The sequence below is a fragment of the Allorhizobium sp. NPDC080224 genome (assembly GCF_050281005.1).
Classification (GTDB): Bacteria; Pseudomonadota; Alphaproteobacteria; order Rhizobiales; family Rhizobiaceae; genus Allorhizobium.
The window spans coordinates 3,271,754-3,297,261 of sequence record NZ_JBNNWJ010000001.1; the positions used below are offsets into that span (position 1 = coordinate 3,271,754).

Consider the following 25,508-nt stretch of genomic DNA (forward strand, 5'->3'; position numbering starts at 1 on the left):
TCCCTGATTCAGTGCGCCACGGCAGCGGCGGCTGCCTCGTCGATGAGGCGGCCGGTGCGGAACCGGTCGAGCGTCAGGCCCTGGGCCAGCCGGTGCGGCTCGCCCTTGGCGATGAGATGGGCAAAGAGGTTGGCAGACCCCGGCGTCGCCTTGAAGCCGCCCGTCCCCCAGCCGGCATTGACGAAGAGGTTCGGAACCGGTGTGATGCTCTGGATCGGCGAACGGTCGGCCGTGTTGTCGGTGATCCCGCCCCACTGACGCATCATCTTCACACGACGGAACATCGGGAAGAGCTCGCAGATGGCGTCCAGCGTATGCGTGATGATCTGCATGCCGCCGGTCTGGCTGTAGGAATTATACTGGTCGGTGCCGGCCCCGATGACCAACTCGCCCTTGTCCGACTGCGAGATATAGGCATGCACGGTGTTCGACATGACCACGCAGGGGAAGATCGGCTTCAGCGGCTCGGAGACGAGCGCCTGGAGCGGCGTCGAATGAACGGGCAGGCGAACGCCCGCCATGCCCATGACGACGGAGGAATGGCCGGCCGCGGACACGCCAACCTTCTTCGCGCCGATAAAGCCCTTGGTCGTGTCGACGCCGGTGACTTCACCATTCGGACCACGGCGGATGCCGGTCACTTCGCAATTCTGGATGATGTGCACACCGCGATCGGATGCCGCACGCGCGTAGCCCCAGGCAACCGCATCGTGACGCGCCGTGCCGCCGCGACGCTGGAGAGCGGCTCCATTGATCGGATAGCGGGCATTCTTCGAGATATCGAGGGGCGGGCAGAAGGCCTTGGCCTGCTCCGGCGTCAGCCACTCATTGTCGATGCCGTAGAGATTGTTGGCATTCACATGGCGCTTGAACGACTGCTGATCATGCACATTGTGCGACAGCATCATCACGCCGCGCGGCGAATACATGACATTGTAGTTGAGGTCCTGGCTGAGCCCCTCCCAGAGCTTCAGCGAATGCTCGTAGATGTCCATGCTCTCTTCATAGAGATAGTTGGACCGGATGATCGTCGTGTTACGGCCGGTATTGCCGCCGCCGAGCCAGCCCTTCTCGATCACGGCGACATTGGTAATGCCGTGTTCCTTGGCCAGATAATAGGCCGCACCCAGGCCATGGCCACCGGCACCGATGATGATGACGTCATAGGATTGCCGCGGCTCGGGAGAGACCCATTGAGCCTCCCATCCCTTGTGGGCACGCATCGCCTCACGGACAACGGCAAAGACCGAATATTTGCGCATTCGCCTTAAACTCCTGTGGTTCAGGCATTTGGGTAGGATGATACAGGTCGCAGATCAACCCACGACATGACGTCCGTTTTGCGACGCATTGTCATCCGTCTTTCGACACCCCAGAAGAAGTGCAGCGTAGGGCGCAAAATTATTGGCGGGAAGCCTTGCGCCATATGGACTTCACCTGGGTCTTCTGGTATCTCGCAACCCAATCGCCGGACTCAGTGGCCGCGCGAACCATTACGCTGTTTCCGAAGATGTGACCTCCATCGACGGAAGGACCAACACTTAAAACCAAAGGAACGGGATAAACGTGCAGGTACTAGTCCGCGACAACAACGTTGACCAGGCGCTCCGCGCTCTCAAGAAGAAAATGCAGCGCGAAGGCATTTTCCGTGAAATGAAGATGCGCGATTTCTTCGAAAAGCCGTCCGAGAAGCGTGCACGCGAAAAGGCCGAGGCCGTTCGCCGCGTCCGCAAGCTCGCCCGCAAGAAGATGCAGCGCGAAGGCCTTCTGCCGGCCCCTGCTCGCGCGCGCTGATCAGCCTAGATTTAGACGTTTTCCTATGAAATGAGGGCGGGGGCGAGACGAATCGCCGCCGCTCTTTTGATATGCAACACGAACTAGCGCTGTCCGACGCCTACGAGGGGTTCTGGCGGCCGCCGGATGATGCGCCTCATGACGAAAACCTCCGTGTTCCTCTCCGCCTCCCAGGCTTCGCGCTTGCCGCGACTGGCCACAGCGGCAGCCCTGCTCGCCACGCTAACCCTGGCAAGCTGCGCCACCACGACGGAAACCACGGATGTCATTCGTCTTGACCGAGCCCAGGGCTCTGACGAGAACATCGCCTCTCTGACATCAGTCATCCAGTCCAATCCTCGCGATCCGGAAGGCTACAACGTGCGCGGCTCGGCCTATGGTCGCGCAGGACAATTCCGTCAGGCACTTGACGATTTTAACACCGCCCTGCAGCTGAACCCGCAGTTCTTCCAGGCCTATGCCAACCGCGCGCTGGTCTACCGCAACATGGGCAAGCCGGTCGAAGCGGCCGCCGACTACAATGCGGCGCTGAAGATCAACCCGAATTACGACGTCGCCTATATCGGACGCGGCAACATCTATCGTCAGGCCGGCCGGATCGACGAGGCCTTCGGCGACTTCAACCGCGCCATTCAGCTCGACACGACCGACGGACGCGCTTTCCACAATCGCGGCCTGATCTATCAGCTGCGCGGTGACCATGCGAAGGCGATCGACGACTTCTCGAAGGCGATCTCGCTCTCGCCGCGCGCGCCGGAGCCCTACAATGGCCGTGGCGTTTCCTATGTCGCGCTGAACGACGACGACAACGCATTCGCCGACTTCAACCTCGCGATCGAGCTGAACAACAACATCGCCGAGAGCTGGGCCAACCAGGCGCTGATCTATGAGCGCCGCGGCGACAAGGCCCGTGCAGCCAAGTCCTACAGCCATGCACTGCGCCTCGACCCCAAATACGAGCCAGCCAAACAGGGCCTTGCGCGCACGCGCGGCACGACCAGCTGAGGCCAGAATAATAGGCAAGACATCGAAAACGGCGGGGTGACCCGCCGTTTTTTTTATGGCGATGGATTGAGACGGACGATGGCAAAGAAAAAGGCGATCCTTTGCAGGACCGCCTCGCGTCAATCAAAGCTCTGTCGCCGATCAGCGCATCATGAAGACGCCGGCAACCGACAGCACGATCCAGATGAAGAACCCGCCGAGCAGGCCAGCACCGCCGAAGAAGCCGGCGGCCATGGCGATCATCAGGGCAACCAGGATGGCCGTGCCATATTTGGTGCCGGCGATGAAGAGATCATAGGTCTTCTCGTGCTCCTTGTAGTCCATAGAAGCACCGGTTTCGACCGGACCGGAATGATGTTCGCTCATGTTCGATCTCCCAAATCTTAAGTCTAGCGGCACCACGGCGGAATCACATCTGACGAAACCATGGGCAGAAATGTATCTTTTCCCCGCATACACAAACGGCAGGCGGAGCGCAATCGGATCCGGCGCTTGTGGTCAATAATCCCGACCAGCGACAGCGCCTGTGACCTTTCCCGCCGCCACGAGCCGCGCCGAAGGCAGAACCGTCAGCGGCGTGGTCGACAGCGGCCCCTCCCCACGTCCGAACATCAGGCGGCGCTCGTGCACCCCGGAATCGAAGAAGGGATAGCGCTTGAGCAGTTTTGCACCCGTCGTGTGGGTATTGGTGGCCATGAGTGTGAGCTCGAGACCATAGATCTCGGTCATCCGCCGCTCGACGACAGTTTCCGCATAGAAGACGCGCTTGTAAAAGGCAGTATGATGCGGCCGAACGTGTTGCAGCACGCGGTCCGCCTTGAAATAGGCGGCAGCGACAATGCTCGTTCGAAGAGTGATGTAGGGGAGAATGGGCAACTCGCTTGCCACATCTGGATCGACAGCGAAACGCGCGGGGTCGATCAAGGTCAGTCCCGCACCCAGGTAGGCTTCCATCACGTCGGGAAAGACACCTGCCGACTGGGATAGAGGGTGTTTTGGGGTCACGTGGTGAAGCCTGATCGTGCTGACTAGCTCTTCGAAATAATAGATCCCGAAAACATAGGCGTGCCGGTCGAAATCAGCATCGTCAATCATGCTTGGCGCCGCGACCGGCAGCACGTTCGCTGCCTTGTAGGCCTTGTAACGTAACTGCTCGATATCTTCGAAATCTTCTTGCGTCTCGATCCGGCGATACTCGATGAAATCGAGGTAGCGCATCAATCGTTCCGAAAAGCCTTCCAGTTCCATACTGATACCCCGCCGTCTGCAAACGATGGCATGGGGTATCACCTATCCTTTTACCTCGCTCCCCTGAAAATTAATAAGATATTAAAATGCGATAGATTAAGGTTAACAGTCGCATTCGCAACTGCCTTGGCGAAGATCAGCTGTTATGACGGGACACGGACACAGGCAGCAGAATGGATGGTCAAGCCACGCCGACGTGGGCCGCGATCCCGTTGACTTCGGCCTCTTCTGCGAGAGCGGCGATGGCATGGGGGGCAATGGGCATCGAGAAGACATAGCCCTGGATGAGATCGGCGCAGTTGTGCTTCTTGATCAGCGATAGCTGCTCGCGCGTCTCTACCCCCTCAACCACAATCCCGATATCGAGACCGCGCGTCAGGCTGACGATCCCCCGCAGAAGCTTCAATCGGCGGGCGTCCTGCCCGATGTTGCGAACAAAAGAGCGATCGATCTTCACCACATCGACGGGCAGGGTATCCAGGTAGCTGAGGCTCGAGAAGCCGGTGCCGAAATCGTCGATGGAAATCGTGATCCCGAGACCACGTAGCCTGTCCAGAACGGCGCGCGCGGGAGTGAGTTCTTCGATCAGGCTGCTTTCCGTGACCTCAAGATGCAGCCGCTTTGCCGACAGCCCAGTCTCGGAAAGTATCCGTTCGACCGTGGCGGCGAGATCGCCCTGCCTGAGATCGTGGACGGAAAGATTAACCGAAACACCGATTGCCTCCGGCCAAGTCTGGCAATCAAAACAGGCTCGGCGCAGTACCTGCTCCGTGATCTCAGTGACAATGCCCATCTCTTCCGCGATCTGGATGAAGATGTTCGGCGCAATCGGCCCCTTCTCCGGATGATGCCATCGGGCAAGCGCCTCGCAACAGACGAGACCGCGTCCATCCGGAGTGAACATGGGCTGGTAGACGACGGTAATGGCATGCTGGTCGACGGCCGCTCGGAGATCGGCTTTCAGCCGCTGCCGCTCCAGATAACGCGCATCCATTTCCTTGACGAAAAGCGTGAAGCTGCCCCGACTGCGCGCCTTCGATTCGAACAGCGCGATATCTAGCTTGACCAGCCAGTCGTCCATGTCGAAGGCGGCACTCTCGACGAGCACCGCTCCGGCAGAAAAAACGACCGGGATACGCATCCCCTCGACATCATACTCGGCGCTGGAGGCGGCATGCAGGCCGCGCATCACGTCTTCGAGGTCATCCTGATCTTCGACGTTCGGGAAGAAGCAGATGAAGTGATCGCCCACTTGTCGGCCGACAATCGCCTTGCCCGCGGCAAACGCCGTCAGGCGGGACGCGATGGAGACCAGCAGCTTGTCGCCGGTCAGATGCCCCTTGAGATCGTTCACATGCTTGAAATCGGCGACGTCGAGGATCATCAGACCGACAGTCCTCCCGAACTCGCCGGAGCGCTCAAGACGCTCGCGGACCAGATCGATGAAGTATCCCCGCTGCGGCAGCCCCGTCAGACTATCGTAGCGCGCCATGTGAAGGATCTTGCGATCGGCATGTACCCGGGCTGTGACATCTTCGAAGATCAACACGACCCCGCCTTCGTCGCGCCGCTTGGCGGAGAATTCCAGCACCAGGTCCTCGGAGAAATGCATGAGCGCGCGGCTTGAGAGGCCTTGCACGAGATGGACGAGTTGCTTTTGCAGAAGGCTCGACATGGCCCCGTCCACAAACGTATGGCGGACGCCATAGCGCAGAACGACGTCGAGATCACAGCCGACGAGGCGGCGACGGTCCCCCAGGTTGAGCAATTCGCAGGCCTTCCGATTGACCACCTCGATCCGATTGTTCGGATCAAGCATCAACAGACCATGCGTCATGTTGCTGAGAGCCGTGTCGAAGCGGTCGGCAATTTTTGCCATTTCGCGCGAGGCCAGGACATTCTCATAGAGAAAGTCGCGCACACCATTGGCCATCGAGCGCACGGTGAGGCCAAAGGGCACGAGCATCAGCGACAACAGCGCCTTGAAGAGATCCTGTGCAAGAAGACTGCCAATGATCATGGGCACACAGCACGCCAAAGTCTGCAGATCGACAGCAAGCCTTGAACCATAATTGCGACCGACAACGGATACCATTGAGGCCATGGTGACGGCTATGCAGGCAAGTTCCGCGAATGTGTCTTCAAAGGCGAGCATCGCGTAGCCGCTGCCGACGCCCAGGATTGCAGCAGTTGACGCACCGCCGATGACATAGCGGCGCTCCCAGGCCGCGATCTGCTGCCGTGTCAGCTTCGACTTGTCCTCGCGATCGAAGACGAAGAAAGAATGGAGCCGGAACGAGAAGACGGCGACGAAGCAGGCGCATAAGAAGAGGTAGAAGGACGCTCCCGTCTGCACATAGACCGTGACGAAGGTGAGGATGTGGACAACCATGCCGGTAAACAGCGTGAAACGGTTGTCGAACAGAGAGCTGACGAACGACAGATACACATCCGTGGGCACATTCTGATCGTGCCGCTTCTCGGTCTTCATGATCTGCCCTCCCGGCAAGGTTGGACGCGAAACCTCAGTTTTCAAATGATGTCTCTTCCAGTCCTTGTGCCTGTTTTGCGGCGAAAAGCATGTCCTAAAACGTCACAGTCACACGCAAAACGAAGCAAGTTCTAAAATGCACTGCTTCGAGGTGACACGCAAACCACTAAGCGAGAACCTCTTAAAGGCGACATATCGAAACCGTTAAAATGCAAGCGAGCACAAGCGGCGCGCGCAGGCGTAAAGCCAGCGCCAGCCCCGGCTGCATCCCTCCGACAATTCAACTTTCGTTGCCCCCGCGGGCGGATCCACGCAGTCCAGTTGCGCGTGGTTTGCCATTGCTCTAAGCACGAAAAGACAAGGGGAGAACAAACACAATGACAATCCTGTTGGCTGTTTCTCGGCTGATCGATGCGATCAACGGGGCCATCGGGCGCTGGGTTTCCTGGCTGCTCCTGGCCGCCGTCCTGATCAGCGCCGGCAATGCCGTCATTCGCAAGATCTTCGATATCTCGTCGAACGCCTGGCTTGAGCTGCAATGGTACCTTTACGGAACCGTCTTCATGCTCGCCGCCGCCTATGCCCTGCTCCGCAACGAGCATATCCGCATCGATATCCTGTCAGGGAGCTGGAAGAAGCGCACGCGCGACTGGCTCGACTTGATACTGCACATCATCTTCCTGGTACCCTTCTCCTTCCTAATGGCCTATCTGGCCTGGCCCTGGTTCTGGCTGTCCTTCCGCTCCGGCGAAGTTTCGTCGAGCGCTGGTGGCCTGATCATCTGGCCCGCGAAGGCCGTCGTCCTGATCGGCTTCATCCTGCTGACCGCACAGGCTTTCTCCGAAATCATCAAGCGCGCCGCCGTCTTGATGGGCCGGATCGAGGACCCGCATACGGTCGCGCCGCAGCCCGAAGGCAAGGAGGCCTGAGATGATCGACCTTATCGCCCACAATCTCGCGCCGATCATGTTCACGACCGTCATGGCCATGCTGCTGCTCGGCTATCCGGTCGCTTTCACGCTCGCTGCCGGCGGCTTGATCTATTTCGTCGTCGGGGTCGAACTCTCACACATCTCGTCCGAGATCCGCCTGTTCTGGCCGCTGCTGCAGTCCCACCCGGAACGCATCTACGGGATCATGTATAACGACACGCTGCTGTCGATCCCGTTCTTCACCCTGATGGGGATCATCCTCGAACGATCGCGGATGGCCGAGGACCTTCTCGACACGATCGGCCAGCTCTTCGGGCCGATCCGCGGTGGTCTCGCCTACGCGGTCATCCTGGTGGGCGCCCTGCTCGGCGCCACCACGGGCGTGGTAGCAGCATCGGTCATGGCCATGGGCCTGATCTCGCTGCCGATCATGCTGCGCTACAAGTACAATGGCCCGCTGGCCTCCGGCACGATTGCCGCCTCCGGTACTCTCGCCCAGATCGTCCCGCCTTCGCTCGTTCTGATCGTCATGGCCGACCAGCTCGGCCGCTCGGTCGGCGACATGTATGTCGGCGCGCTCTATCCGGCACTGATGGTCATCGCCGCCTATTGCGCCTATATCTTCGCCGTGACGCTCGTCAAACCGGAATGGGCCCCTGCCCTGCCCAAGGAAGCGCGCACGCTGGGCGATGGCGTGACCTCCCTCCTGGTCATGATTGCGATCGGCACGGGTCTCTACTTCCTCGGATACCACCTGCTGTTCACTGGCATCGCCAGCGCGGAATGGCAGCTGGTCGCGGCCCTCGCCTTCGCCGTCGTCTCCGTCTATGGCTTTGCCCTGATCAATCGCGGCATGAACCTCAATGTCATCTCGCGCCTGGCACAGGAAGTCATCATCGTCATCGTCCCGCCGCTGGCACTGATCTTCCTTGTTCTCGGCACGATCTTCCTCGGCATCGCGACACCGACCGAAGGCGGCGCCATGGGGGCTACAGGCGCGCTGATCATCGCAGCGGTGAAGGGGCGTCTGAGCCTGCCCATCCTGAAGAATGCGCTGGACGCCACGACGCGCCTGTCTGCCTTCGTCATGATGATCCTGATCGGCGCACGCGTCTTCGGCCTGACCTTCTACGGCATCAACGGCCAGGTCTGGGTCGAGGACCTGCTGCTCGCCCTTCCCGGCGGCGAATACGGCTTCCTGATCGTGGTCACGATCATCATCTTCATCCTTGGCTGCTTCCTCGACTTCTTCGAGATTGCCTTCATCATGGTGCCGCTCCTCGTACCCGTTGCCCAGAGCCTCGGGATCGATCTGGTCTGGTTCGGCATCATTCTCGGCCTCAACCTGCAGACCTCCTTCCTGACGCCACCCTTCGGCTTCTCGCTCTTCTATCTCAGATCCGTCGCACCCGAGGGGCAATGGAAGGATAAGGTGACGGGACAGATGCGCGACGGCATCAAGACACTGGAGATCTACAAGGGGGTGTTGCCCTTCATCATCATACAGTTCCTGGCGATCGTCACGGTCATCGCCTTCCCCGGTTTGGTGATGCATTACAAGGGCGACGCAGTGGTGCAGGATCCAAGCACGATCCAGATCACCATCCCGCAGCCCTCGGGCGATGGCGGAACGACCATGCCGTCCTTCGGCCTTCCACCCCTCGGGAGCGACGGTCAGGCACCTGCAGGTGGCAGCGTACAGCCGCCCTCCTTCGGCCTCCCGCCGCTCGACCTCGGCCAGCCGCCCGCCATGCAGCCCCCGGCAGGCGCAGCGCCGGCCGCTCCGGCGCCTGCCCCGGCTCCAGCGATGGATTTGAGCCAGCCACCTGTCATCCAGTAGCGGTCACTCGCCACTTGATCCACATTGATCACAGAACAAGACCCCGGCCACCGCCGGGGTCTTTCTCGTTTTGCAGCCGACACGAAAAAGCCCCGGCCAAGAGACCGGGGCTGCATTTAAACAAGCGATAGCGTCGGATGATCAGAGCTTGTTGGCGCGCTGCTGCATCATCATGAAGGTATCGAAGGTGTAGTCGGGCAGCTGCATCCAGAGATAGGCGTCCTTCTTGAAGGCCAGCTGGCTGTCATAGATCTTCTTGAAGGCGGCGTTGGAAGCATTGATCTCTTCATAGGTGGCGAGAGACGCCTCGTAGCAGGCTGTCAGGATCTCCTGGCTGAACGGGCGCAGGACAGCACCCGAACCGACGAGCTCCTTGACCGAGATCGGGTTCTTCACGTCGTACTTTGCCAGCATGTTGGAGTTGGCGAAAGCGCAAGCGTCGTGAAGGATGGCCTGGTAGTGTGCCGGCAGGCTGTTCCACTTGTCCAGGTTGACCATGGTGTGCAGCGCAGCGCCGCCTTCCCACCAGCCAGGATAGTAGTAGTACTGCGCGACCTTGAAGAAGCCGAGCTTCTGGTCGTCATAGGGACCGACCCACTCGGTGGCATCGATGGTACCCTTTTCCAGCGCCGGATAGATGTCGCCGCCGGCGATCTGCTGCGGCACGACGCCGAGCTTCTCGATGACCTTGCCGGCGAAACCGCCGATACGCATCTTCAGGCCCTTGAGGTCGTCGAGCGTGTTGATTTCCTTGCGGAACCAGCCACCCATCTGGGCCCCGGTATTGCCGGTCGGCAGACCGTAGAGACCCTGCGTCGCGAAGAATTCGTTGAGGAGGTCGTTGCCGCCGCCCTGATAGAACCAGGCATTCTGCAGGCGCGCGTTGAGACCGAACGGAACGGCCGTCGCCAGTGCATAGGTCGGGTCCTTGCCCCAGTAATAGTAGTTGGCGGTATGCGACATTTCGACGGTGCCGGCGGCAACAGCGTCATTCGCCTGCAGACCGGGCACGATTTCGCCAGCCGTGAAGACCTGGATTTCGAAATTGCCGTTGGTAGAAGCCTTCACTCGCTCGGCCACGTCGTTGGCTGCGCCGAAAATGGTGTCGAGTGCCTTCGGGAACGACGACGTCAGGCGCCAGGTGATTTTCGGATTTTCCTGCGCGATGGCGGGTGCTGCCAGCACGGTGGACGCCGCAGCACCCGCACCGGCGACGCCAGCCTTCTTGATAAATGAACGACGATCCATGAACTACCTCCCAGTTGTTGCCCCACCGGCGGGCATCGTCGGCCCCTCCCGGCAGCGATGCGCGAGCTAACCATTTTGTCTAAAGCGATTCAAGCGCTTGGACTCTATTCTTTTGGATGAGAGCTTTCACTTGAGCGTGCCTGTAGAGGGCAGCCGCTATGTTAGCGCGAACATGTAAAGGCGAAAAAGAGACAACACAACCGGAGCGGCTTTACTGCACAAAGCCACAACGCCTATGTGCCATTCCACGGACGCTCAGGGCAGCATCAGGAGCGCCAGATCCGCCCCTGGATTATCCGTCACCTCATAGGAAAAGTGCCGTCCTCGAACCAGTGTCAGCAAGGTTGCCCCACCGGGGTCGCTGATTGTTACGCTGCCATCCTGGTGCTGGGTCCAGGTGGTCGCCCGCGCCAGACCGGGCCAGACCTCTTCGCAATCGGGTGGAGCGAAGAAGTCGCGACTGCGACTGGTGAGCGCGGCACCGCGCTCCACGAGACAGACGGTTTTCCGCGTGAAGTTGGACACGGAAAACAGGGCCGGCGGTGAGACCGAAGCCGCATGCAGCCTGGCAGCAAAGGCTGACGGCGCATGACTGGCAGGTGGAATTGTGCCGAGCACGATCGGATCGGCGGCCATTCGCTCAGCGCGCTGCGGCAAAGCCCAGATACTGAGCCCGACCGCTGAGATACCTGCACACAGGAGGACTGTCGCCACGATGGCGAGAGAGGACTTCATCGGAGCATCCTTCCGCTCGAGACCCCATGTCGGAACAGGATGCACCGGCAAGCTTGCGGAAGGCTGACCGCCGAATCAGCTCTTCGGAAGCGGCGTTTCCGGAACCGGTGTGAGCGGCCGTCCCGTGTCGAACCAGCTGACGATATTGTCGACGACGAGATCGGCCATGGCGTCACGCGTCGGGACAGAGGCCGACGCGACATGCGGCAACAACGAGACATTCGGCAGATCGATAAGATCCTGGGGCACGCGAGGTTCGTCGGCAAAGACATCGAGGCCTGCAGCAGCGATCGTCCCAGCCTGAAGGGCGGCAATCAGCGCAGGCTCGTCAACTGTCGAACCGCGACCGACATTGATGAGCACGCCATTCGGTCCGAGTGCGGCGAGGACTTCGGCATTGATTGCACCCTTGGTCTCCGGCGTCGACGGGACGATGGAGATCAGCACATCGACCGCTTCCGCAAGGCCCACAAGGGTGTCGTGATAGGCAAAATCGACATCCGTGCGGGGTCGCCGCGTGTGATAGGCAAGTTCGACCTTGAACGGCAGGAGACGGTTGGCAATCTCCATGCCGATCCGGCCAAGACCATGAAGGCCGATCTTGCGCCCCTTGAGCGAGAGCGGCGAGAGCGGAAAGGCTCCCTCCTTTTCCCAGCGACCGTCACGCAGATAGCGCTCGGCGAAATAGAACTGGCGCATGGTGTTGAGGAGAAGCGCAATCGCCGTATCGGCCACCTCATTGTTCAGCACGTCGGGCGTATTCGTGACCACCATCCCCGCAGCAGCGGCCGCCTTCACATCCACGCCGTCATAGCCGACGCCGAAGCTGCCGATCACCTCGAGTTTCGGCAAACGCTCGATCAGCGAAGCCGGAAATCGGCCGGAGACCGCAGCGCCGCGCACCCGCTCCAACCTGTCCGCGTCCACATCTGCGGCAGTGGCATCGGCGATTTCCAGAAGGTCGAACCGATCCGAAAGACGGTCACGGACGCGCGGATGAATGCGGCCTGGAATAAGCACGAGGGGGCGATCGGACATGGCTGTCTCCTTGAAGGGCGAGGATCATGGACGAGCGGCCTTGAAGCCGGCTCGGGGATCACCGACGGATCGGGCCGGTCGATTGGCGAATGCGCATCTCGGGCTTGATCAGGTGGATACCGTCAGGCTCGTGGCTGCCGGCAAGCTTGTCGAGCAGCGCCCGCGCGGCAAGCCGCCCGACCTCTGCCTGACCGTTCCACACGGTGGTCAGGGATGGCGTGGCGATCGAGGCTTCCTCGAGGTCGTCGTAGCCGGTGACCGAGATGTCCTGACCGGGGATGAGACCGGCACGGGCAATGCCGTTCATCAACCCGATGGCGACGAGATCGTTCCAGCAGACGGCAGCCGTCGGCTTCTGCGGCAGCGACAGGAAGTTCACCGCCGCCTCGAAACCGCCCTGCTTGGTGCGGGGCCCCGGAATGCGCAGGCCCGGATCGACTTCGATACCCGCCTTGCGCAGCGCGTTGACATAGCCCTGGTAACGGTCGCGACCGGTGGATGTCTGGTCCGTGCCGCCGATCATGGCGATCGAGCGATGGCCAAGCCCGATCAGATGGTTGGTCGCCAGCGAAATGCCGTAGCTGTCGTCGCCGCGATAGATCGGCACATCGAGCCCATCCATCGAGCGGGCGATGAAGATCGCCGGCATGCCGTTGTTCTCGGCCAGCAGCACGTCTTCCGGCGGCGTACCGATGGCAGGCGACATGATCACCCCGTCGCCACCAAGCTGCAGCAGTGTCTCGATGAACATGCGCTGCTTGTCGACGCTATCGTAGTGATTGGATAGAATGAACGTGTGGCGGCTGCGGTCGAGCTCTGTCTCGATCGCCTTCAGGATCTCTCCGTAGAACGGGTTCATGATGTCATGCACGACAACACCGATAATCCCGGAGCGAGATGTCCGAAGGCTCGCGGCGCGCCGGTTGTAGATGTAGCCGAGGGCGCGCGCCTGCTCCTTGATTTTCTCGCGGGTATCGGCCGCAACGAGCGGGCTGTCACGCAGGGCAAGTGAAATGGTCGCCGTGGAGAGACCAAGCGTCTCCGCAATGGTCGAAAGCTTTACCTTTTGTGCCACGTTTCCTCCCTCGCAGCAGGCCGGTGGGCGCTCGATCGCCCTTAAAAGATTTAATTAAACAATTTAATTGGCGATTTCAATCGCCGTCGTCGTCCGCATGATCAGCTGACCGCATGCCGCTCTGACCCGAGAGATTGCCCTCGATGACCGCCAGCAACTTGACCAGGATTTTCACGTCCTTGCCCGACAGGCCCTGGAGGGCATGAGCCTCGCAGGCAGCCGTCGCCTGAGCGATCCGCGCGACGCTGCCGCGCCCCTCGTCCGTCAGATAGACTTTGGTCAGGCGTCCGTCCCGATCGTCGGTGCGGCGCATGACGAAACCCTGCGCCTCCATCCGCCCGATCGTGCGGGTCATGGTCGGCGCCTTGACGCCGAGCTGGTGGGCCAGCGCACCCGGCGTCTGGCCATCGTCCTGCGCGAGAAGCTGCACCACCCCATCCTGGCCCGGATAGAGCCCGCTTTCGGCAAGCCCATGGGAAAGCCGGGTTCGCAAGGCACGCGCAACCTGGGTCACGGTGCCGCTCAGCACACCCGAAGCCGGCGGCTCCTTCTTCTTGCCCTTCTTCTTTTCACCGCGGTCCTTGTCGGCCTTGTCCTTTTTCGCCATGACTCTCCCCGGTCGACAAACGCTGCGGCCCTCACTGCAATCCGCCGCGACGGCTGCCATGCATAACGAAGATGATGAGGTTAGACCAGATGGCGAAACCCGCCCTATCGTTCGCGGAGAATGATCCCAGCCTGCGCGCCGATGACCGGCGCGACTGGATTGCCGTCCTGCCGCTCGGCGCGCATGAGCAGCACGGCCCGCACTTGCCCTTCGAGACCGACACGATCATTGCTGATGGCATCATGCGCCGCGTCGCCGGTACGCTGCCGTCCCATCTGCCCGTCACCATTCTGCCGGCAGAGCCCGTAGGCTATTCGATCGAACATATGGATGTAAACGGCAGCCGGTCGCTCACCTACGACGAGGCGATCAACCGCTGGCTCGACATCGCCGAAGACCTGAACCGCCAAGGCATTCGCAAGCTGGTGCTGATGAACGCCCATGGCGGCAATTCCCCGCTGCTTACGATTGTCGCAACCGAAGCACGAGTGCGCTTCAACATGCTGGTGGTCGCCACCAGCTGGACGCGCTTCGGCCAGCCAGAGGGCTGGATAACGCCTGAAGCGAAGGCAATCGACATCCACGGCGGCGACATCGAGACATCCGTCATGCTGGCGCTGGCGCCGGGTCGGGTCGACATGGCCAAGGCGCGGGCATTCCCGTCGCGCCAGTCAGACTTCGCCGCCCGTTTCAAGCACCTGCGCGCCTACGGCCCCCATGCCTTCGGCTGGAAGATGTCGGACCTCAACCCTGAGGGCGTGGCCGGCAATGCGGCGGCAGCGACGGCAGAGAGGGGGGAGAAGCTGCTCGCGCATGCGGTCGCGGGCCTTCTGGAGTTGCTGGAGGACGTGCACAGGTTCGATGTCTCAGACCTAGATACAGCTTGACGAAAGCCTTTGAACTGGCAGGGCGGAACGCCTATATGGGGGTAACACCATTACAGCCGCACCGCCCGGCACCCCCTGACACCAGAGGCTTTCATGACCGAAGCATCCGTAAAACCGACACCCGTCACCGTGCTCACCGGCTATCTCGGCGCCGGCAAGACCACCCTGCTTAACCGCATCCTGTCGGAAAACCACGGCAAGAAATACGCCGTCATCGTCAACGAGTTCGGCGAAATCGGCATCGACAACGACCTCATCGTCGAGTCGGATGAAGAAATCTACGAAATGAACAACGGCTGCGTCTGCTGCACCGTGCGCGGCGACCTGATCCGCGTCGTGGAAGGCCTGATGCGCCGTCCCGGCCGCTTCGATGGCATCATCGTCGAAACCACGGGTCTCGCCGACCCGGTCCCGGTCGCCCAGACCTTCTTCATGGATGACGACGTCCGCTCCAAGACGGAGCTCGATGCCGTGGTCGCCCTGGTCGATGCCAAGCACCTGCCGCTGCGCCTGAAGGACAGCCGCGAAGCCGAAGACCAGATCGCCTTTGCCGATGTGGTCGTCATCAACAAGGCCGATCTCGTCAGCCATGACGAGTTGCACCAGATCGAGCATATCGTCCGCGCGATCAATCCGTCGGCCCGCATCTATTCGACGACCCGCTCCGGCGTCGACCTCGCCAAGGTGTTGGACCAGGGGGCGTTCAATCTTGAGCGCGCGCTCGAAAATGATCCCCATTTCCTCGACCATGACGACCCGGACCATGTCTGCGGTCCCGACTGCGACCATGACCACCATCACCACGGCCATGATCATCATGACCATGATCACGGACAAGATCACCATCATCACGACCATGGACATGGCCATCACCACCATGACCACAACGCCCCATCAGCGATCCACGACGTGACCGTGACCTCGGTCTCGCTGCGCGGCGGCGAGATGAACCCGGACCGCTTCTTCCCCTGGATCCAGAAGGTGACCCAGACGCAAGGGCCGAACATCCTGCGTCTGAAGGGCATCATCGCCTTCAAGGGCGACGAGGAGCGTTATGTCGTCCAGGGCGTGCACATGATCGTCGAAGGCGACCATCAGCGTCCGTGGAAGGAAGGCGAGAAGCGCGAAAGCCGCCTCGTCTTCATCGGCCGCGAACTCGACCGCGAAAAGCTCGAAGCGAGCTTCAAGGCCTGCGAAGCCTCTGCCTGAACCGAACGAGCGGGGCGCGCTTGCGCCCTTCTCCGCCTGACCGAACCGTTCTGCCTGAAAGAAAGCCTGTCCGTATGCCCACAGTCGCACCGCTCGATATCGAAGGTCACGTTGTCTCGACCCATTTTCTCGGTGACATCCCGGTCTTCGCCGCTGCGAGCGGTGCCATTCACCGGCTGGATGGCGGCGAAAAGGTCACGGAGGCGAATGCCGGTCTGCTGACCTGCGTCAAGGATCCGGCAAGCCAGACCCTGCTGACAGGTGGCGAGGACGGCCGCGTGCTCCGCATCGCCCATGACGGCACGGTCACCGAACTTGCCCATGTGCCGCGCAAGTGGATCTCGGTCGTCGCACCCGGTCCGCAAGGCGCCGTCGCCTATGCCCATGGCAAGTCGGCCTTCGTGCGTCTTGCCGATGGCACGACGAAGGAATTCACCGAGGAACGCACCGTCGAGGCGGTGGATTTCGCGCCCAAGGGCCTGCGCATCGCTGTTGCCCGCTATAACGGCGTCACGCTGCACTGGGTCGGGACCGCAGGCGCGCCCGTCAATCTCGACTGGAAGGGCGCGCATACGGGCGTGACCTTCTCGCCCGATGGCCGCTTCGTCGTCACCATGATGCAGGAATCGGCGCTGCATGGCTGGAAGCTCGATGGCAAGGCCGCCGACACCCGTCATATGCGGATGACCGGCTATCCCGCCAAGGTCAAATCCTTGTCATGGTCCCCGAAGGGCAAGTGGCTCGCCTCGTCAGGCGCACCGGCTGCGATCGTCTGGCCATTCTCCGGCAAGGACGGCCCGATGGGCAAGGCCCCGCTCGAACTCGGCACCCGCGCCAACATTCTCGTTACCCAGGTAGCCTTCCACCCGATCGAAGAGGTTCTGGCGATCGGGTTCATCGACGGCATGATCCTCGCCGTGCGCATCGCCGATGGCAAGGAGGCGCTATTGCGTCGTCCCGGCAAGGGTGCAGTGACCTCGCTTGCCTGGAGCAGCACAGGTAAACTCCTCGCTTTTGCCTCCGAGGCGGGGGATTGTGGCGTCGTCGACATCACCGGCTGATTGCCGATGCAACACCTCAAAGCGCTTTAGTTGCGTGTATGCGTGGGAACAATCCCGCCTAGCGGTAAAGTTTGCGAAAATTCGCACTATACCGTTCACCATGCGCTTACCTTAACCATGCGGTAGTAATTGCCTCCCTATTTTCGGGGAGGACGAGCGAGAGACAACAAAGCCGCGTCTCGTCTGACTGCAATAATTCTCCGCAGCCCATCCCAATTTCCTCTTCAACCACGGCATCCTGCCGAGGCGCAGACGCATGCGCCTGTCCGGCGGGCGGATTTGCAAACGGACGCAAAATGACACTCAACCTCAAAATCGTGGTGACGGCAGCGGGTCTTGCCCTTGCCGCCGGCATCGTCGCCGTCGCAGGAGTGGGCGCACAAACGCTGCAGACGCTCAAGGTCAATGGTCCGATCTATAAAGAGATCGTCGACGGCAAGGACCTGATCGCCGACATCCTTCCCCCGCCGCTGTACCTGATCGAATCCTACGCGCTGGCCAACGAGGTCTTCGTTCATCCCGACACTGCAGCGGTCAACGTGCCACGCTTCGACCTGCTGAAGGCGCTCTACGACGAGCGACGCGAATACTGGAAGAACTCCACCCTGCCAGACGTACTGCGCGCAAAGCTGTACGACGAAGTCATCGCCAAGGGCGATCGCTACTGGAGCACGCTTCAAAACGACCTGAAGCCCGCTCTTTCGGCTGCCGATGGCAGCGCTGTCACGCCGATCCTGTCGAAACTCAAGGTCGAGTTCCACGATCACGAGACCTCCGTAAACCAGCTCGTGACAATGGCGAGCGATTACCTCGTCAGTCGCGAATCCTATGCGGCCGCAGAAACGTCCAGCCGTGAGCTTCTCCTGCTGACGCTCGGCCTGCTGCTCATCACGACCGCGCTCGGCAGCGTCTACTTCATCCACCGCCGCGCGCTGAAGCCGCTCGGCGAAATCACCGAGTTTATGACGAATATGGCAGGCGGCGATTTCTCCGCCAGCGTTCCCCATGCACATCGCAAGGACGAGATCGGTCACATCGCGGCAGCCGTTGAGGTCTTCCGTCGGGCTGGCCTCGAAAATCAGCGCCTGCAGTCAGAGACCGAAACGGCCCGCGCCGAAGTGGATCACGAACGAGCCCTGCGCGACGAGGACCGGATGATCGAGGCGGAAGCTCTGCGCTTCGTCATCGAAGCCTTGGGTGCCGGCCTGCATCGCCTTGCCGAATGCAATATCCGCATGACCCTGGACGAAGCCTTCGACAAGCGATTCGAACCGCTGCGCCACGACTTCAATCATTCGATTGCAACCTTCCAGACGACCCTGGAAAAAGTCATGGAAGAGACCCGTCGCCTGCTGGAAAACAGCCAGGAAATGCGGGAGGCGTCCAGCAATCTCGCAAATCGTACGGAGCAGCAGGCAGCAGCGCTTGAGCAAACGTCTGCGGCCCTCGAACAAGTGACGGCCACCGTACGGCTTTCGGCTCAGCGCACCAGCGATACACGTGAGCTTGTGAAAGAAGCGAAAAACTGTGCCGTAGCATCGGGAGATGTGGTTCGCTCCGCCGTGTCTGCCATGGAGCGGATTGAAACCGCGTCTTCCGAGATCGGCCAGATCATCGGCGTGATCGACGAGATCGCCTTCCAGACCAACTTGTTGGCGCTGAACGCCGGTGTCGAGGCTGCCCGCGCGGGCGAAGCCGGCAAGGGCTTCGCGGTCGTCGCCCAGGAGGTCCGGGAATTGGCGCAGCGCTCGGCAAACGCTGCACGCGACATCAAGGGGCTGATCCAGAAGTCGAGCGTCGAAGTGTCTTCCGGTGTCGAGCTGGTCGGCGAAACCGGCCACGCACTCGACCAGATCGGCGATTTCGTCAGCCGGATCGACACCAATGTCGATGCGATCGCAACGGCAGCCCGGGAACAAGCAACCGGTCTTCAGGAAATCAGTCAAGCCATCAATAGCATCGACCAGATGACGCAGCAGAATGCCGCCATGGTCGAGGAAACCACGGCCATCGGTCATACCCTGGCAGAAGGCGCGATGTTGTTGACGACCCTGGTCAACAGGTTCGAACTCAACCGCCGATCGGAGATCCGCGAAGGAAGCCCAAGGACGATCGAGCATCGGGCCGCGTAAGCCGGCGAGGTCCCACCCCAACAAAAAACGCCCGGCCATCCAAATGGATGGCCGGGCGCTTCGTTCGAACGATCAGGCTGATCAGAACTTGACTGCGAGACCGACGTTAACCGTGTGCTGGTTGAAGTCGACGTCCGTGCCACCGAGGTTGCCAGAGCCGAAGTCGTTGTAGCGGTACTCGACGCGGGTGAACATGCGGTCGGTCAGGGCGTAGTCAACGCCACCACCGATGGTCCAGCCATGCAGCGTGTCGTCGAAGCTGCCGAGCGCGGTGTTGCCTTCGATGTTCGTGCCCGTGTAACCACCGGCAACGTAAAGCAGCGCGCGGTCCATGGCATAACCCATGCGGGCGCGAGCCGACCAGTTCAGACCGGATTCGAAATCGCCAACGGTAGCGACAGTTTCGTCGTTCCAGTCGTAGTTCAGGTCGCCTTCGAGACCAACAACGAGCTGGTTGCCGAGATCCCAGTTGTAGCCAACGAAGCCGCCGAAGCGAGCGCCGTCGAAGCTGGCGTCGATACCTGCAGTTTCGCCGTCACCCCAGCCGTAGCCGGTCAGGATACCTGCATAGCCACCTGCCCAGGAAAACTGCGGCGCGGTTTCAATGGCAGCCATCGGCGGTTCAGCCGGAGCTTCGTAGATGGCGTCAGCCGCGAAAGCCGAGGCCGAAATCGCCAGAGCGGCGGCAGATCCGAGAAGGATGCTCTTCATCATGTTTTTAACTCCTGTGTTACAAGGTCGCTTATAACGCCATCTCTGGTTAATGTATGTGATGATTATACAACATAACCACCTAAACCTATCCGGCGTATTTGTTCCCGCCCGTGCGAAATTTTTCGCGCCGGACCCCGCACCAAGAAGCGATGAGAGCGAAGATAGTTCCCGCTCGTGGCGGAAAAAAGGACAGCTCTTGTCAGGACTGCGTGAGGAGTGCATGAGTTTTGCCACACCGGCTGCCGCAGAGCCCTTTGCGCACCAGGGCAAAAGCAACCGCACATCGCAATCTCCTGCGGTACTATCGCAAAGTGACATGCAACACAGACGGTGGAGGCTGAGCGCGGTTATGAGGCGGGCTCTGAAATGACGCCTGTTTTATGGAGAAGGAATATGATGGTCAGAAAATCGTTCATCGCCGCCAGCATTCTTATGTCTGTGGCAAATCCCACATTCGCCGCAGACGCGGTGATGGGTGGCCCCGCCGAACCACCGGCCGCGGAGATCGTCCCAGCGCAGTTCTCATGGAGCGGTGGCTACGCTGGTATCCTGACCGGCTACGGATGGGCGGACGTGAAGCCGTCCGACCTGGAACTCAGCGCCGATGGTGCACGCGTTGGCGCGTTTGCGGGCTACAATTTTGAAATTGGCAACAACCTGTTCCTCGGTGCCGAAGCTGAACTGGCATACGACTGGAACCAAGACACGTCGATCGTCTCCGGCCAGACTTTCACGATATCGAGCGGACTGAGTGGAGCAGCGAGAGCGCGACTGGCTTACGGCGCAGATCGCGCTCTGTTCTATCTGGCCGGTGGTTACGCCGTAACCGAGCTGAATGGTGAGAGCAGTGTCATGGCAAAGCAAGACAAGACCATGCATGGCTGGACGGTCGGCGCTGGCGCTGACTACGCCGTCACGGACCGGATCATTACCCGGGTCGAATATCGCTACACCGACTTTGGTGACGTCACATTTCCGGGTGACACGGAAGCCGTCAGCCTGAAGCAGCACGCCGTGAACGTTGGCTTGGCGGTCAAGTTCTAAGGACACACTGTCGCGGCCTGTCCTTCGCAGGAAAGGCAGGCACGGCTTCCGAGATCGGAAGCAGCATGCGTTTCATACATGGAAAGAAGGGCAATCGCATGTGCCGACTGCCCTTCCGTGCGCCTTAGACTGAAAGCCCTTAGAACCGATAGGTGATACCCGCGCCGATCAGCCAGGGATCGAGCTTGGCCTTGCCGGAGTAGTTCGTGCCGCCAATGGTCGCATCGAAATCCGCCTTCAGGAACAGCTTCTTGACGTCGAAGTTCACGCCCCAGTGCTCGTTGATCATGTAGTCGGCCCCCACCTGCAGCGCCGTGCCGAAGGTATTCTCGACGTCAAGGCTGCTCGCCGCATCGCCCTTCTGGCTGTAGAACATGGTATAGTTGACGCCGGCACCGACATAGGGCTTGAACGCGCCGAAATCGGTGAAGTGGTATTGCAACGTCAATGTCGGCGGCAGAAGCCAGGTCTTGCCGACCTTGCCCACGGCAGCCAGGCTCCCCTCCCCGTAGATGTTCGAATAGGTCGTGCCGAGGATCAGTTCGGCGGCGAAATTGTCGGTGAGGTAATAGGTGATGTCGAGTTCGGGGATCACGCTGTCACTGTAGGACAGATCCGATCCGGCAACGCCGTTCACGGACCCCGAATCATTCGTGATCACGCCCAGACCACGCACGCGGACCTGCCAAGGGCTCGGCGCGGCAAACGCTTCGGTCGCCGCTTCCGGTGCCGAGTCCATGAGCGGCGCCATGTCGGCCGCCGGGGCTGCGGCGGTCAGCAGCAGCAAAGTGGCGGTCGCGGCAAGAGCGCGGGTTGAGGCAGTCCGGACGGTGCTCATCATTCTCTCCTTGAAACAGATACTGGCCTGAAGCCGGCGCCAGCTAGCAGCCCCGGAGAGAAAAGCCGCTTGAGGCAGATCAATAGGTTAGCACTTGATTATGGAAAACAACGATCGTCTATGAAGCTGTGGCCGGCGCGACACAGCCAGAGTTGACGATTGAAAAAGCAGCATGAGCCCAGCCTGCTGCGCGGACAAAGGAAAGGGCCCGGCGCGAGCGAATCGCGGCCGGGCCCTTCAGCGAGCATCTGGGAGCCTTCGATCAGGCTGCGCGGCGCAGGTCCGTCGGCTGCGACAGCTTACGACCGGACGCGACCACCATGCCGGCAGCTCCTTCGAGCCAGCCATGCACAAGTTCCAGCGCCAGGAAGCGGTCACGGGCAAACGGACCCGGCATCACCAGATGCTGCGTCTTGTCGGCAAAGAAGCCGAAACGCTCATAATAAGGGGCATCACCGACGAGTAGCACGGCGCCGTGGCCGCGCTTGCGCGCTTCGAGAAGCGCTGCCCGCATGAGCGCCGCGCCAATTCCCTTGCCCTCATGGGCGCAGTCGACGGCGAGCGGACCGAGCAGCAGGGCGTCAACCGCCTGGCCTGCACGGCTGACGCCGGCCTCGATATTCCACAGACGCACGGTTCCGATCACGTGGCCTGCGCCATCACGGGCAACGAGTGCCAGCCCTTCGGCCGGAACACGACCGCGGCGGATCTTCTCCGACGACTTCTTGCGGCGGTCGCGGCCCATGGTGCGGTCAAGCAGCGCCTCGCGCGCGACCACGTCGGCCGGCGTTTCATGATCGATGACAAATGCAGGCGACGGCGCGAACAGCGCGCGCATGCTGGTCAGAACAGCGGCCATTCTGGCCTCCCATCCCAAGCGATGACGATAATTGTGAGGGTCCGTGCCGGTTTGCCGGCACGGGAGACGTCAGATGACGTAGGACTTGAGCGGGTCGAAGCCGTTGAACGCCACCGCCGAATAGGTGGTGGTGTAAGCGCCGGTGCCCTCGATCAGAACTTCATCGCCGATCGAAAGCGTGATCGGCAGCGGATACATGTTCTTCTCGTACATGACGTCGGCCGAATCGCAGGTCGGACCGGCAAGCACGCAAGGCGCCATTTCGTCGGCGTCATGGGCGGTGCGGATCGGGTAACGGATCGCTTCGTCCATGGTTTCGGCGAGACCGCCGAACTTACCGATGTCGAGGAACACCCAACGGTTCTCGTCATTGTCCGACTTCTTCGAGATCAACACGACTTCCGCCTTGATCACGCCGGCATTGCCGACCATGCCGCGGCCCGGCTCGATGATGGTCTGCGGCAGGTTGTTGCCGAAGTGCTTCCGCAGCGACGCCTTGATCGCCAGACCATAAGCCTCTGCTGACGGGATGTCGCGCAGATACTTGGTCGGGAAACCACCACCCATGTTGACCATCTTCAGGACGATGCCCTGCTTGGCCAGCGACGCGAACACGCGCTTGGCATCGGCAAGGGCGCCGTCCCAGGCGTCGACCTTGGTCATCTGCGAGCCGACATGGAACGAGACGCCAAAGCTTTCGAGGCCGAGCTGGTGTGCATAGACGAGAACGTCGACGGCCATCTGCGGCACGCAGCCGAACTTGCGCGACAGCGGCCATTCGGCGCCTTCGCCGTCCGTCAGGACGCGGCAGAACACGCGGGAGCCAGGAGCGGCACGCGAGATCTTCTCGACTTCCTCATGGCTGTCGACGGCGTAAAGGTTGACACCGAGAGCGAAGGCACGCGCAATATCACGCTCCTTCTTGATGGTGTTGCCGAAGGAGATGCGCGAGGCATCTGCACCGGCATCGAGTGCCATCTGGATCTCGGCAACGGAAGCGCAGTCGAAGTTCGAGCCCAGCGAGGCCAGGAGCTGGAGGATCTCCGGCGCCGGGTTCGCCTTGACTGCGTAGTAGATGGCGCTGTCCGGCAGGGCATGACGGAAGGCACCGAAATTGTCGCGCACGACGTCGAGGTCGACCACGAGGCAGGGACCTTCGGGACGTCGGGTGTTGATGAAGTCGAGGATGCGTGCAGTGGTCATCGATGTAACCTTCCAAATTCCGAGCGTATCCGAAGCGGCCAAGCTTCGGATGGACAAAGGACGGCGAGACATCGCTCGAAACCAGTCGGTGGAGACACCGGTACCGTACGAACGCTCGACGCGCGAAACGATGGATAAACGCACTCTTGCCTGAGCGCATAAATCCGCTTTGTCTGCCATGGATTGGAGGGAGACCCTACCGCACTTCCGGCAATGATGGTGTGCCTCTTCAGTACCCCGGCTGATGGAAAGCCGGCAGAGAACCAGAAAGGCCCGCACCGTCGTTGCTTCAAGATGTCCTCGCATTTCCCGGTTGGCCGGAATAGCGACTGGAGGGGTTAGTTCCAGGTACCTTACCGATGACCTCACCTTAGGGATAAATCCCAGTTCGAGGGTCGGCGGACACCCACAGGCACGTGCGACTTTGGGCAAACCGGAGATAAGAAATGCGCTCGTCATAATCAAGAGATTTTTTGAGGCCGTGCGGAAGTTTTTTCGCCGTTTCTGCGGTAGCTATTGAACGAAGCGGGCGCTTTGTTCACAATCCGGCAACTTCGCGAGGGGATTGGGACTGAAATGGACACGCTGACGCGCATCAGAGCCTTCATCGACGTGGTGGAAGCCGAAGGTTTTTCCGCAGCCGCCCGCAAGACGGGCCGCTCCAAGGCGCTTTTGTCCAAATATGTCCGTGAGTTGGAAGATGAACTCGGCGCGCTCCTGCTCAATCGGACCACCCGGCAGTTCTCGCTGACCGAAGCCGGCCACACCTATTTTCGCACCGCCGCTGACATCCTGAAGGAGATCGACAACCTCGCCGACCTCGTGCGCGAGAACAATGCCGACCTCAAGGGCAAGCTCAAGGTCACGGTTCCCCGCACCTTCATCGATGCCGATGTCGGACAGTCGCTGATCGATTTTGCCAAGGAGAACCCACAGATCTCTCTGGAGATCGTTGCGGAAGACAGGTTTGTTGACCTGATCGAGGAGGGTTTCGATCTCGGCATCCGAATCACCAAGCTCGATGATTCCGGCATGATCGCCCGCAAGCTCTCCGACTTCCGTATCTATGCCTGCGCCACACCGGCCTTCATTGCAGAGAACGGTCCACTGGCGCATCCCAGCGAACTCTCGCGCATCCCCTTCCTGATCGATACCAATTCTCGCTCCCACAACAGCCTGCGCTTCATGGAAGCGAATGGCGACATGATCTCGGTCAACGTTTCGGGCCCTATCGAAGTCAACAGCCCGCTGGCGACCCTGCGCGCCGCGCGGGCTGGCATGGGCGTCGCCATGATCCCGGACTTCATTGCCCGCCCCTATCTGGCATCGGGCGAACTGGTCTCGCTCTTCGACGATTTCATCGCCAAGGACCGCGGCATCTATGCCGTCTACCCGCACCGCCGCTATCTACCGGCGAAGGTACGCGCCTTCGTCGACTATCTTCACGCATGGTTCAAGCGCTACTCCTGAGCCGTGAGCGCAGCATCGGGTCCCACTTTTGTCCCATTCATCGGACAGGGAGGACCCTCAAGCGGGAAATCGGGAAGG

At 60.8% G+C, this 25,508-nt stretch carries 23 protein-coding genes; 10 read left to right on the forward strand and 13 right to left on the reverse strand.

The genetic code is table 11. The features are described from left to right. Positions 1-8 precede the first annotated feature (8 nt). A complete protein-coding gene (locus ACQKP1_RS16140) occupies positions 9-1,262 on the reverse strand; it encodes a sarcosine oxidase subunit beta family protein (protein WP_427276033.1) in 1,254 nt (417 codons plus the stop codon). A gap of 304 nt (positions 1,263-1,566) precedes the next feature. On the opposite strand from ACQKP1_RS16140, the gene rpsU reads away from it, so the two are divergent. Both rpsU and ACQKP1_RS16150 read left to right on the forward strand, forming a co-directional pair. Then, the gene (gene rpsU, locus ACQKP1_RS16145) at positions 1,567-1,794 is read left to right on the forward strand and encodes a 30S ribosomal protein S21 (protein ID WP_054148188.1); all 228 of its coding nucleotides are present in this window, start codon (positions 1,567-1,569) and stop codon (positions 1,792-1,794) included. Positions 1,795-1,932: 138 nt separating this feature from the next. After that, entirely contained in the window at positions 1,933-2,799 is an 867-nt protein-coding gene (locus tag ACQKP1_RS16150; protein WP_427276034.1) for a tetratricopeptide repeat protein, read from the forward strand. A gap of 141 nt (positions 2,800-2,940) precedes the next feature. Here ACQKP1_RS16150 and ACQKP1_RS16155 read toward each other — a convergent pair whose 3' ends face one another. The 3 genes from ACQKP1_RS16155 to ACQKP1_RS16165 all read right to left on the reverse strand — a co-directional run bounded on the left by ACQKP1_RS16155 (position 2,941) and on the right by ACQKP1_RS16165 (position 6,538). Continuing rightward, positions 2,941-3,165 (reverse strand): aa3-type cytochrome c oxidase subunit IV, encoded by a 225-nt coding sequence (locus ACQKP1_RS16155; protein ID WP_185808792.1) that lies wholly within the window; start codon positions 3,163-3,165, stop codon positions 2,941-2,943. A gap of 132 nt (positions 3,166-3,297) precedes the next feature. Then, positions 3,298-4,047, reverse strand: a complete 750-nt coding sequence (locus ACQKP1_RS16160; protein WP_427276035.1) for an N-acyl amino acid synthase FeeM domain-containing protein — start codon at positions 4,045-4,047, stop codon at positions 3,298-3,300. A 181-nt stretch (positions 4,048-4,228) separates the two neighbouring features. Then, entirely contained in the window at positions 4,229-6,538 is a 2,310-nt protein-coding gene (locus ACQKP1_RS16165) for a putative bifunctional diguanylate cyclase/phosphodiesterase (RefSeq protein WP_427276036.1), read from the reverse strand. Positions 6,539-6,915: 377 nt separating this feature from the next. Between ACQKP1_RS16165 and ACQKP1_RS16170 the strand changes: the two genes are divergently transcribed. Beyond that, complete coding sequence (locus tag ACQKP1_RS16170) at positions 6,916-7,467, forward strand: TRAP transporter small permease subunit (protein WP_006726949.1); 552 nt, start codon at positions 6,916-6,918, stop codon at positions 7,465-7,467. Position 7,468: 1 nt separating this feature from the next. Continuing rightward, positions 7,469-9,310, forward strand: coding sequence for a TRAP transporter large permease (locus ACQKP1_RS16175; protein WP_427276037.1), 1,842 nt, complete (start codon positions 7,469-7,471; stop codon positions 9,308-9,310). Between the two features lie 141 nt (positions 9,311-9,451). On the opposite strand, the gene ACQKP1_RS16180 is transcribed toward ACQKP1_RS16175, so the two are convergent. The 5 genes from ACQKP1_RS16180 to ACQKP1_RS16200 all read right to left on the reverse strand — a co-directional run bounded on the left by ACQKP1_RS16180 (position 9,452) and on the right by ACQKP1_RS16200 (position 14,013). Next, positions 9,452-10,558, reverse strand: coding sequence for a TRAP transporter substrate-binding protein (locus tag ACQKP1_RS16180; RefSeq protein WP_006726951.1), 1,107 nt, complete (start codon positions 10,556-10,558; stop codon positions 9,452-9,454). A gap of 255 nt (positions 10,559-10,813) precedes the next feature. After that, entirely contained in the window at positions 10,814-11,293 is a 480-nt protein-coding gene (locus ACQKP1_RS16185) for a hypothetical protein (RefSeq protein WP_427276038.1), read from the reverse strand. Positions 11,294-11,368: 75 nt separating this feature from the next. Continuing rightward, on the reverse strand, positions 11,369-12,331 hold the full coding sequence (locus ACQKP1_RS16190; RefSeq protein WP_427276039.1) for a 2-hydroxyacid dehydrogenase: 963 nt from the start codon (positions 12,329-12,331) through the stop codon (positions 11,369-11,371). Between the two features lie 58 nt (positions 12,332-12,389). Beyond that, positions 12,390-13,406, reverse strand: coding sequence for a LacI family DNA-binding transcriptional regulator (locus ACQKP1_RS16195; RefSeq protein ID WP_427276040.1), 1,017 nt, complete (start codon positions 13,404-13,406; stop codon positions 12,390-12,392). Positions 13,407-13,482: 76 nt separating this feature from the next. Continuing rightward, the gene (locus ACQKP1_RS16200; protein WP_427276041.1) at positions 13,483-14,013 is read right to left on the reverse strand and encodes a MarR family winged helix-turn-helix transcriptional regulator; all 531 of its coding nucleotides are present in this window, start codon (positions 14,011-14,013) and stop codon (positions 13,483-13,485) included. 89 nt (positions 14,014-14,102) lie between these two features. On the opposite strand from ACQKP1_RS16200, the gene ACQKP1_RS16205 reads away from it, so the two are divergent. The 4 genes from ACQKP1_RS16205 to ACQKP1_RS16220 all read left to right on the forward strand — a co-directional run bounded on the left by ACQKP1_RS16205 (position 14,103) and on the right by ACQKP1_RS16220 (position 19,302). Beyond that, on the forward strand, positions 14,103-14,900 hold the full coding sequence (locus ACQKP1_RS16205) for a creatininase family protein (RefSeq protein WP_427276042.1): 798 nt from the start codon (positions 14,103-14,105) through the stop codon (positions 14,898-14,900). A gap of 93 nt (positions 14,901-14,993) precedes the next feature. Further along, on the forward strand, positions 14,994-16,109 hold the full coding sequence (locus tag ACQKP1_RS16210; protein ID WP_427276043.1) for a CobW family GTP-binding protein: 1,116 nt from the start codon (positions 14,994-14,996) through the stop codon (positions 16,107-16,109). A gap of 74 nt (positions 16,110-16,183) precedes the next feature. Next, on the forward strand, positions 16,184-17,170 hold the full coding sequence (locus tag ACQKP1_RS16215; protein WP_427276044.1) for a WD40 repeat domain-containing protein: 987 nt from the start codon (positions 16,184-16,186) through the stop codon (positions 17,168-17,170). Between the two features lie 296 nt (positions 17,171-17,466). Continuing rightward, complete coding sequence (locus ACQKP1_RS16220; protein ID WP_427276045.1) at positions 17,467-19,302, forward strand: methyl-accepting chemotaxis protein; 1,836 nt, start codon at positions 17,467-17,469, stop codon at positions 19,300-19,302. A gap of 81 nt (positions 19,303-19,383) precedes the next feature. Here ACQKP1_RS16220 and ACQKP1_RS16225 read toward each other — a convergent pair whose 3' ends face one another. Next, a complete protein-coding gene (locus ACQKP1_RS16225) occupies positions 19,384-20,016 on the reverse strand; it encodes an outer membrane protein (RefSeq protein WP_427276046.1) in 633 nt (210 codons plus the stop codon). 393 nt (positions 20,017-20,409) lie between these two features. Between ACQKP1_RS16225 and ACQKP1_RS16230 the strand changes: the two genes are divergently transcribed. Continuing rightward, entirely contained in the window at positions 20,410-21,060 is a 651-nt protein-coding gene (locus tag ACQKP1_RS16230; protein WP_246754002.1) for an outer membrane protein, read from the forward strand. Positions 21,061-21,199: 139 nt separating this feature from the next. Here the strand turns inward: ACQKP1_RS16230 and ACQKP1_RS16235 are convergent, their stop codons facing one another. The 3 genes from ACQKP1_RS16235 to odc2 form a co-directional block, all read right to left on the reverse strand. Next, positions 21,200-21,898 (reverse strand): OmpW/AlkL family protein, encoded by a 699-nt coding sequence (locus tag ACQKP1_RS16235; protein WP_427276470.1) that lies wholly within the window; start codon positions 21,896-21,898, stop codon positions 21,200-21,202. A 262-nt stretch (positions 21,899-22,160) separates the two neighbouring features. Continuing rightward, on the reverse strand, positions 22,161-22,757 hold the full coding sequence (locus ACQKP1_RS16240) for a GNAT family N-acetyltransferase (protein ID WP_427276047.1): 597 nt from the start codon (positions 22,755-22,757) through the stop codon (positions 22,161-22,163). A gap of 69 nt (positions 22,758-22,826) precedes the next feature. Continuing rightward, positions 22,827-23,960: an ornithine/lysine decarboxylase gene (gene odc2 / locus ACQKP1_RS16245; protein WP_203017612.1), complete on the reverse strand. Its 1,134-nt coding sequence runs from the start codon at positions 23,958-23,960 to the stop codon at positions 22,827-22,829. Positions 23,961-24,536: 576 nt separating this feature from the next. On the opposite strand from odc2, the gene ACQKP1_RS16250 reads away from it, so the two are divergent. Then, positions 24,537-25,430: a LysR family transcriptional regulator gene (locus ACQKP1_RS16250; RefSeq protein WP_203017613.1), complete on the forward strand. Its 894-nt coding sequence runs from the start codon at positions 24,537-24,539 to the stop codon at positions 25,428-25,430. The last annotated feature ends 78 nt before the right edge of the window (positions 25,431-25,508 follow it).

What these genes read in the sequence shown, in the direction of transcription:
- ACQKP1_RS16210 (WP_427276043.1), top strand. Translation starts at nt 14,994, where the DNA reads ATGACCGAAGCATCCGTAAAACCGACACCCGTCACCGTGCTCACCGGC.
- ACQKP1_RS16170 (WP_006726949.1), top strand. Translation starts at nt 6,916, where the DNA reads ATGACAATCCTGTTGGCTGTTTCTCGGCTGATCGATGCGATCAACGGG.
- ACQKP1_RS16205 (WP_427276042.1), top strand. Translation starts at nt 14,103, where the DNA reads ATGGCGAAACCCGCCCTATCGTTCGCGGAGAATGATCCCAGCCTGCGC.
- ACQKP1_RS16250 (WP_203017613.1), top strand. Translation starts at nt 24,537, where the DNA reads ATGGACACGCTGACGCGCATCAGAGCCTTCATCGACGTGGTGGAAGCC.
- ACQKP1_RS16185 (WP_427276038.1), bottom strand. Translation starts at nt 11,293, where the DNA reads ATGAAGTCCTCTCTCGCCATCGTGGCGACAGTCCTCCTGTGTGCAGGT.
- ACQKP1_RS16230 (WP_246754002.1), top strand. Translation starts at nt 20,410, where the DNA reads ATGATGGTCAGAAAATCGTTCATCGCCGCCAGCATTCTTATGTCTGTG.
- ACQKP1_RS16200 (WP_427276041.1), bottom strand. Translation starts at nt 14,013, where the DNA reads ATGGCGAAAAAGGACAAGGCCGACAAGGACCGCGGTGAAAAGAAGAAG.
- ACQKP1_RS16215 (WP_427276044.1), top strand. Translation starts at nt 16,184, where the DNA reads ATGCCCACAGTCGCACCGCTCGATATCGAAGGTCACGTTGTCTCGACC.
- ACQKP1_RS16180 (WP_006726951.1), bottom strand. Translation starts at nt 10,558, where the DNA reads ATGGATCGTCGTTCATTTATCAAGAAGGCTGGCGTCGCCGGTGCGGGT.
- ACQKP1_RS16175 (WP_427276037.1), top strand. Translation starts at nt 7,469, where the DNA reads ATGATCGACCTTATCGCCCACAATCTCGCGCCGATCATGTTCACGACC.
- ACQKP1_RS16190 (WP_427276039.1), bottom strand. Translation starts at nt 12,331, where the DNA reads ATGTCCGATCGCCCCCTCGTGCTTATTCCAGGCCGCATTCATCCGCGC.
- ACQKP1_RS16150 (WP_427276034.1), top strand. Translation starts at nt 1,933, where the DNA reads ATGACGAAAACCTCCGTGTTCCTCTCCGCCTCCCAGGCTTCGCGCTTG.
- ACQKP1_RS16165 (WP_427276036.1), bottom strand. Translation starts at nt 6,538, where the DNA reads ATGAAGACCGAGAAGCGGCACGATCAGAATGTGCCCACGGATGTGTAT.
- ACQKP1_RS16140 (WP_427276033.1), bottom strand. Translation starts at nt 1,262, where the DNA reads ATGCGCAAATATTCGGTCTTTGCCGTTGTCCGTGAGGCGATGCGTGCC.
- ACQKP1_RS16155 (WP_185808792.1), bottom strand. Translation starts at nt 3,165, where the DNA reads ATGAGCGAACATCATTCCGGTCCGGTCGAAACCGGTGCTTCTATGGAC.
- ACQKP1_RS16240 (WP_427276047.1), bottom strand. Translation starts at nt 22,757, where the DNA reads ATGGCCGCTGTTCTGACCAGCATGCGCGCGCTGTTCGCGCCGTCGCCT.
- ACQKP1_RS16235 (WP_427276470.1), bottom strand. Translation starts at nt 21,898, where the DNA reads ATGAGCACCGTCCGGACTGCCTCAACCCGCGCTCTTGCCGCGACCGCC.
- ACQKP1_RS16225 (WP_427276046.1), bottom strand. Translation starts at nt 20,016, where the DNA reads ATGATGAAGAGCATCCTTCTCGGATCTGCCGCCGCTCTGGCGATTTCG.
- ACQKP1_RS16220 (WP_427276045.1), top strand. Translation starts at nt 17,467, where the DNA reads ATGACACTCAACCTCAAAATCGTGGTGACGGCAGCGGGTCTTGCCCTT.
- odc2 (WP_203017612.1), bottom strand. Translation starts at nt 23,960, where the DNA reads ATGACCACTGCACGCATCCTCGACTTCATCAACACCCGACGTCCCGAA.
- ACQKP1_RS16160 (WP_427276035.1), bottom strand. Translation starts at nt 4,047, where the DNA reads ATGGAACTGGAAGGCTTTTCGGAACGATTGATGCGCTACCTCGATTTC.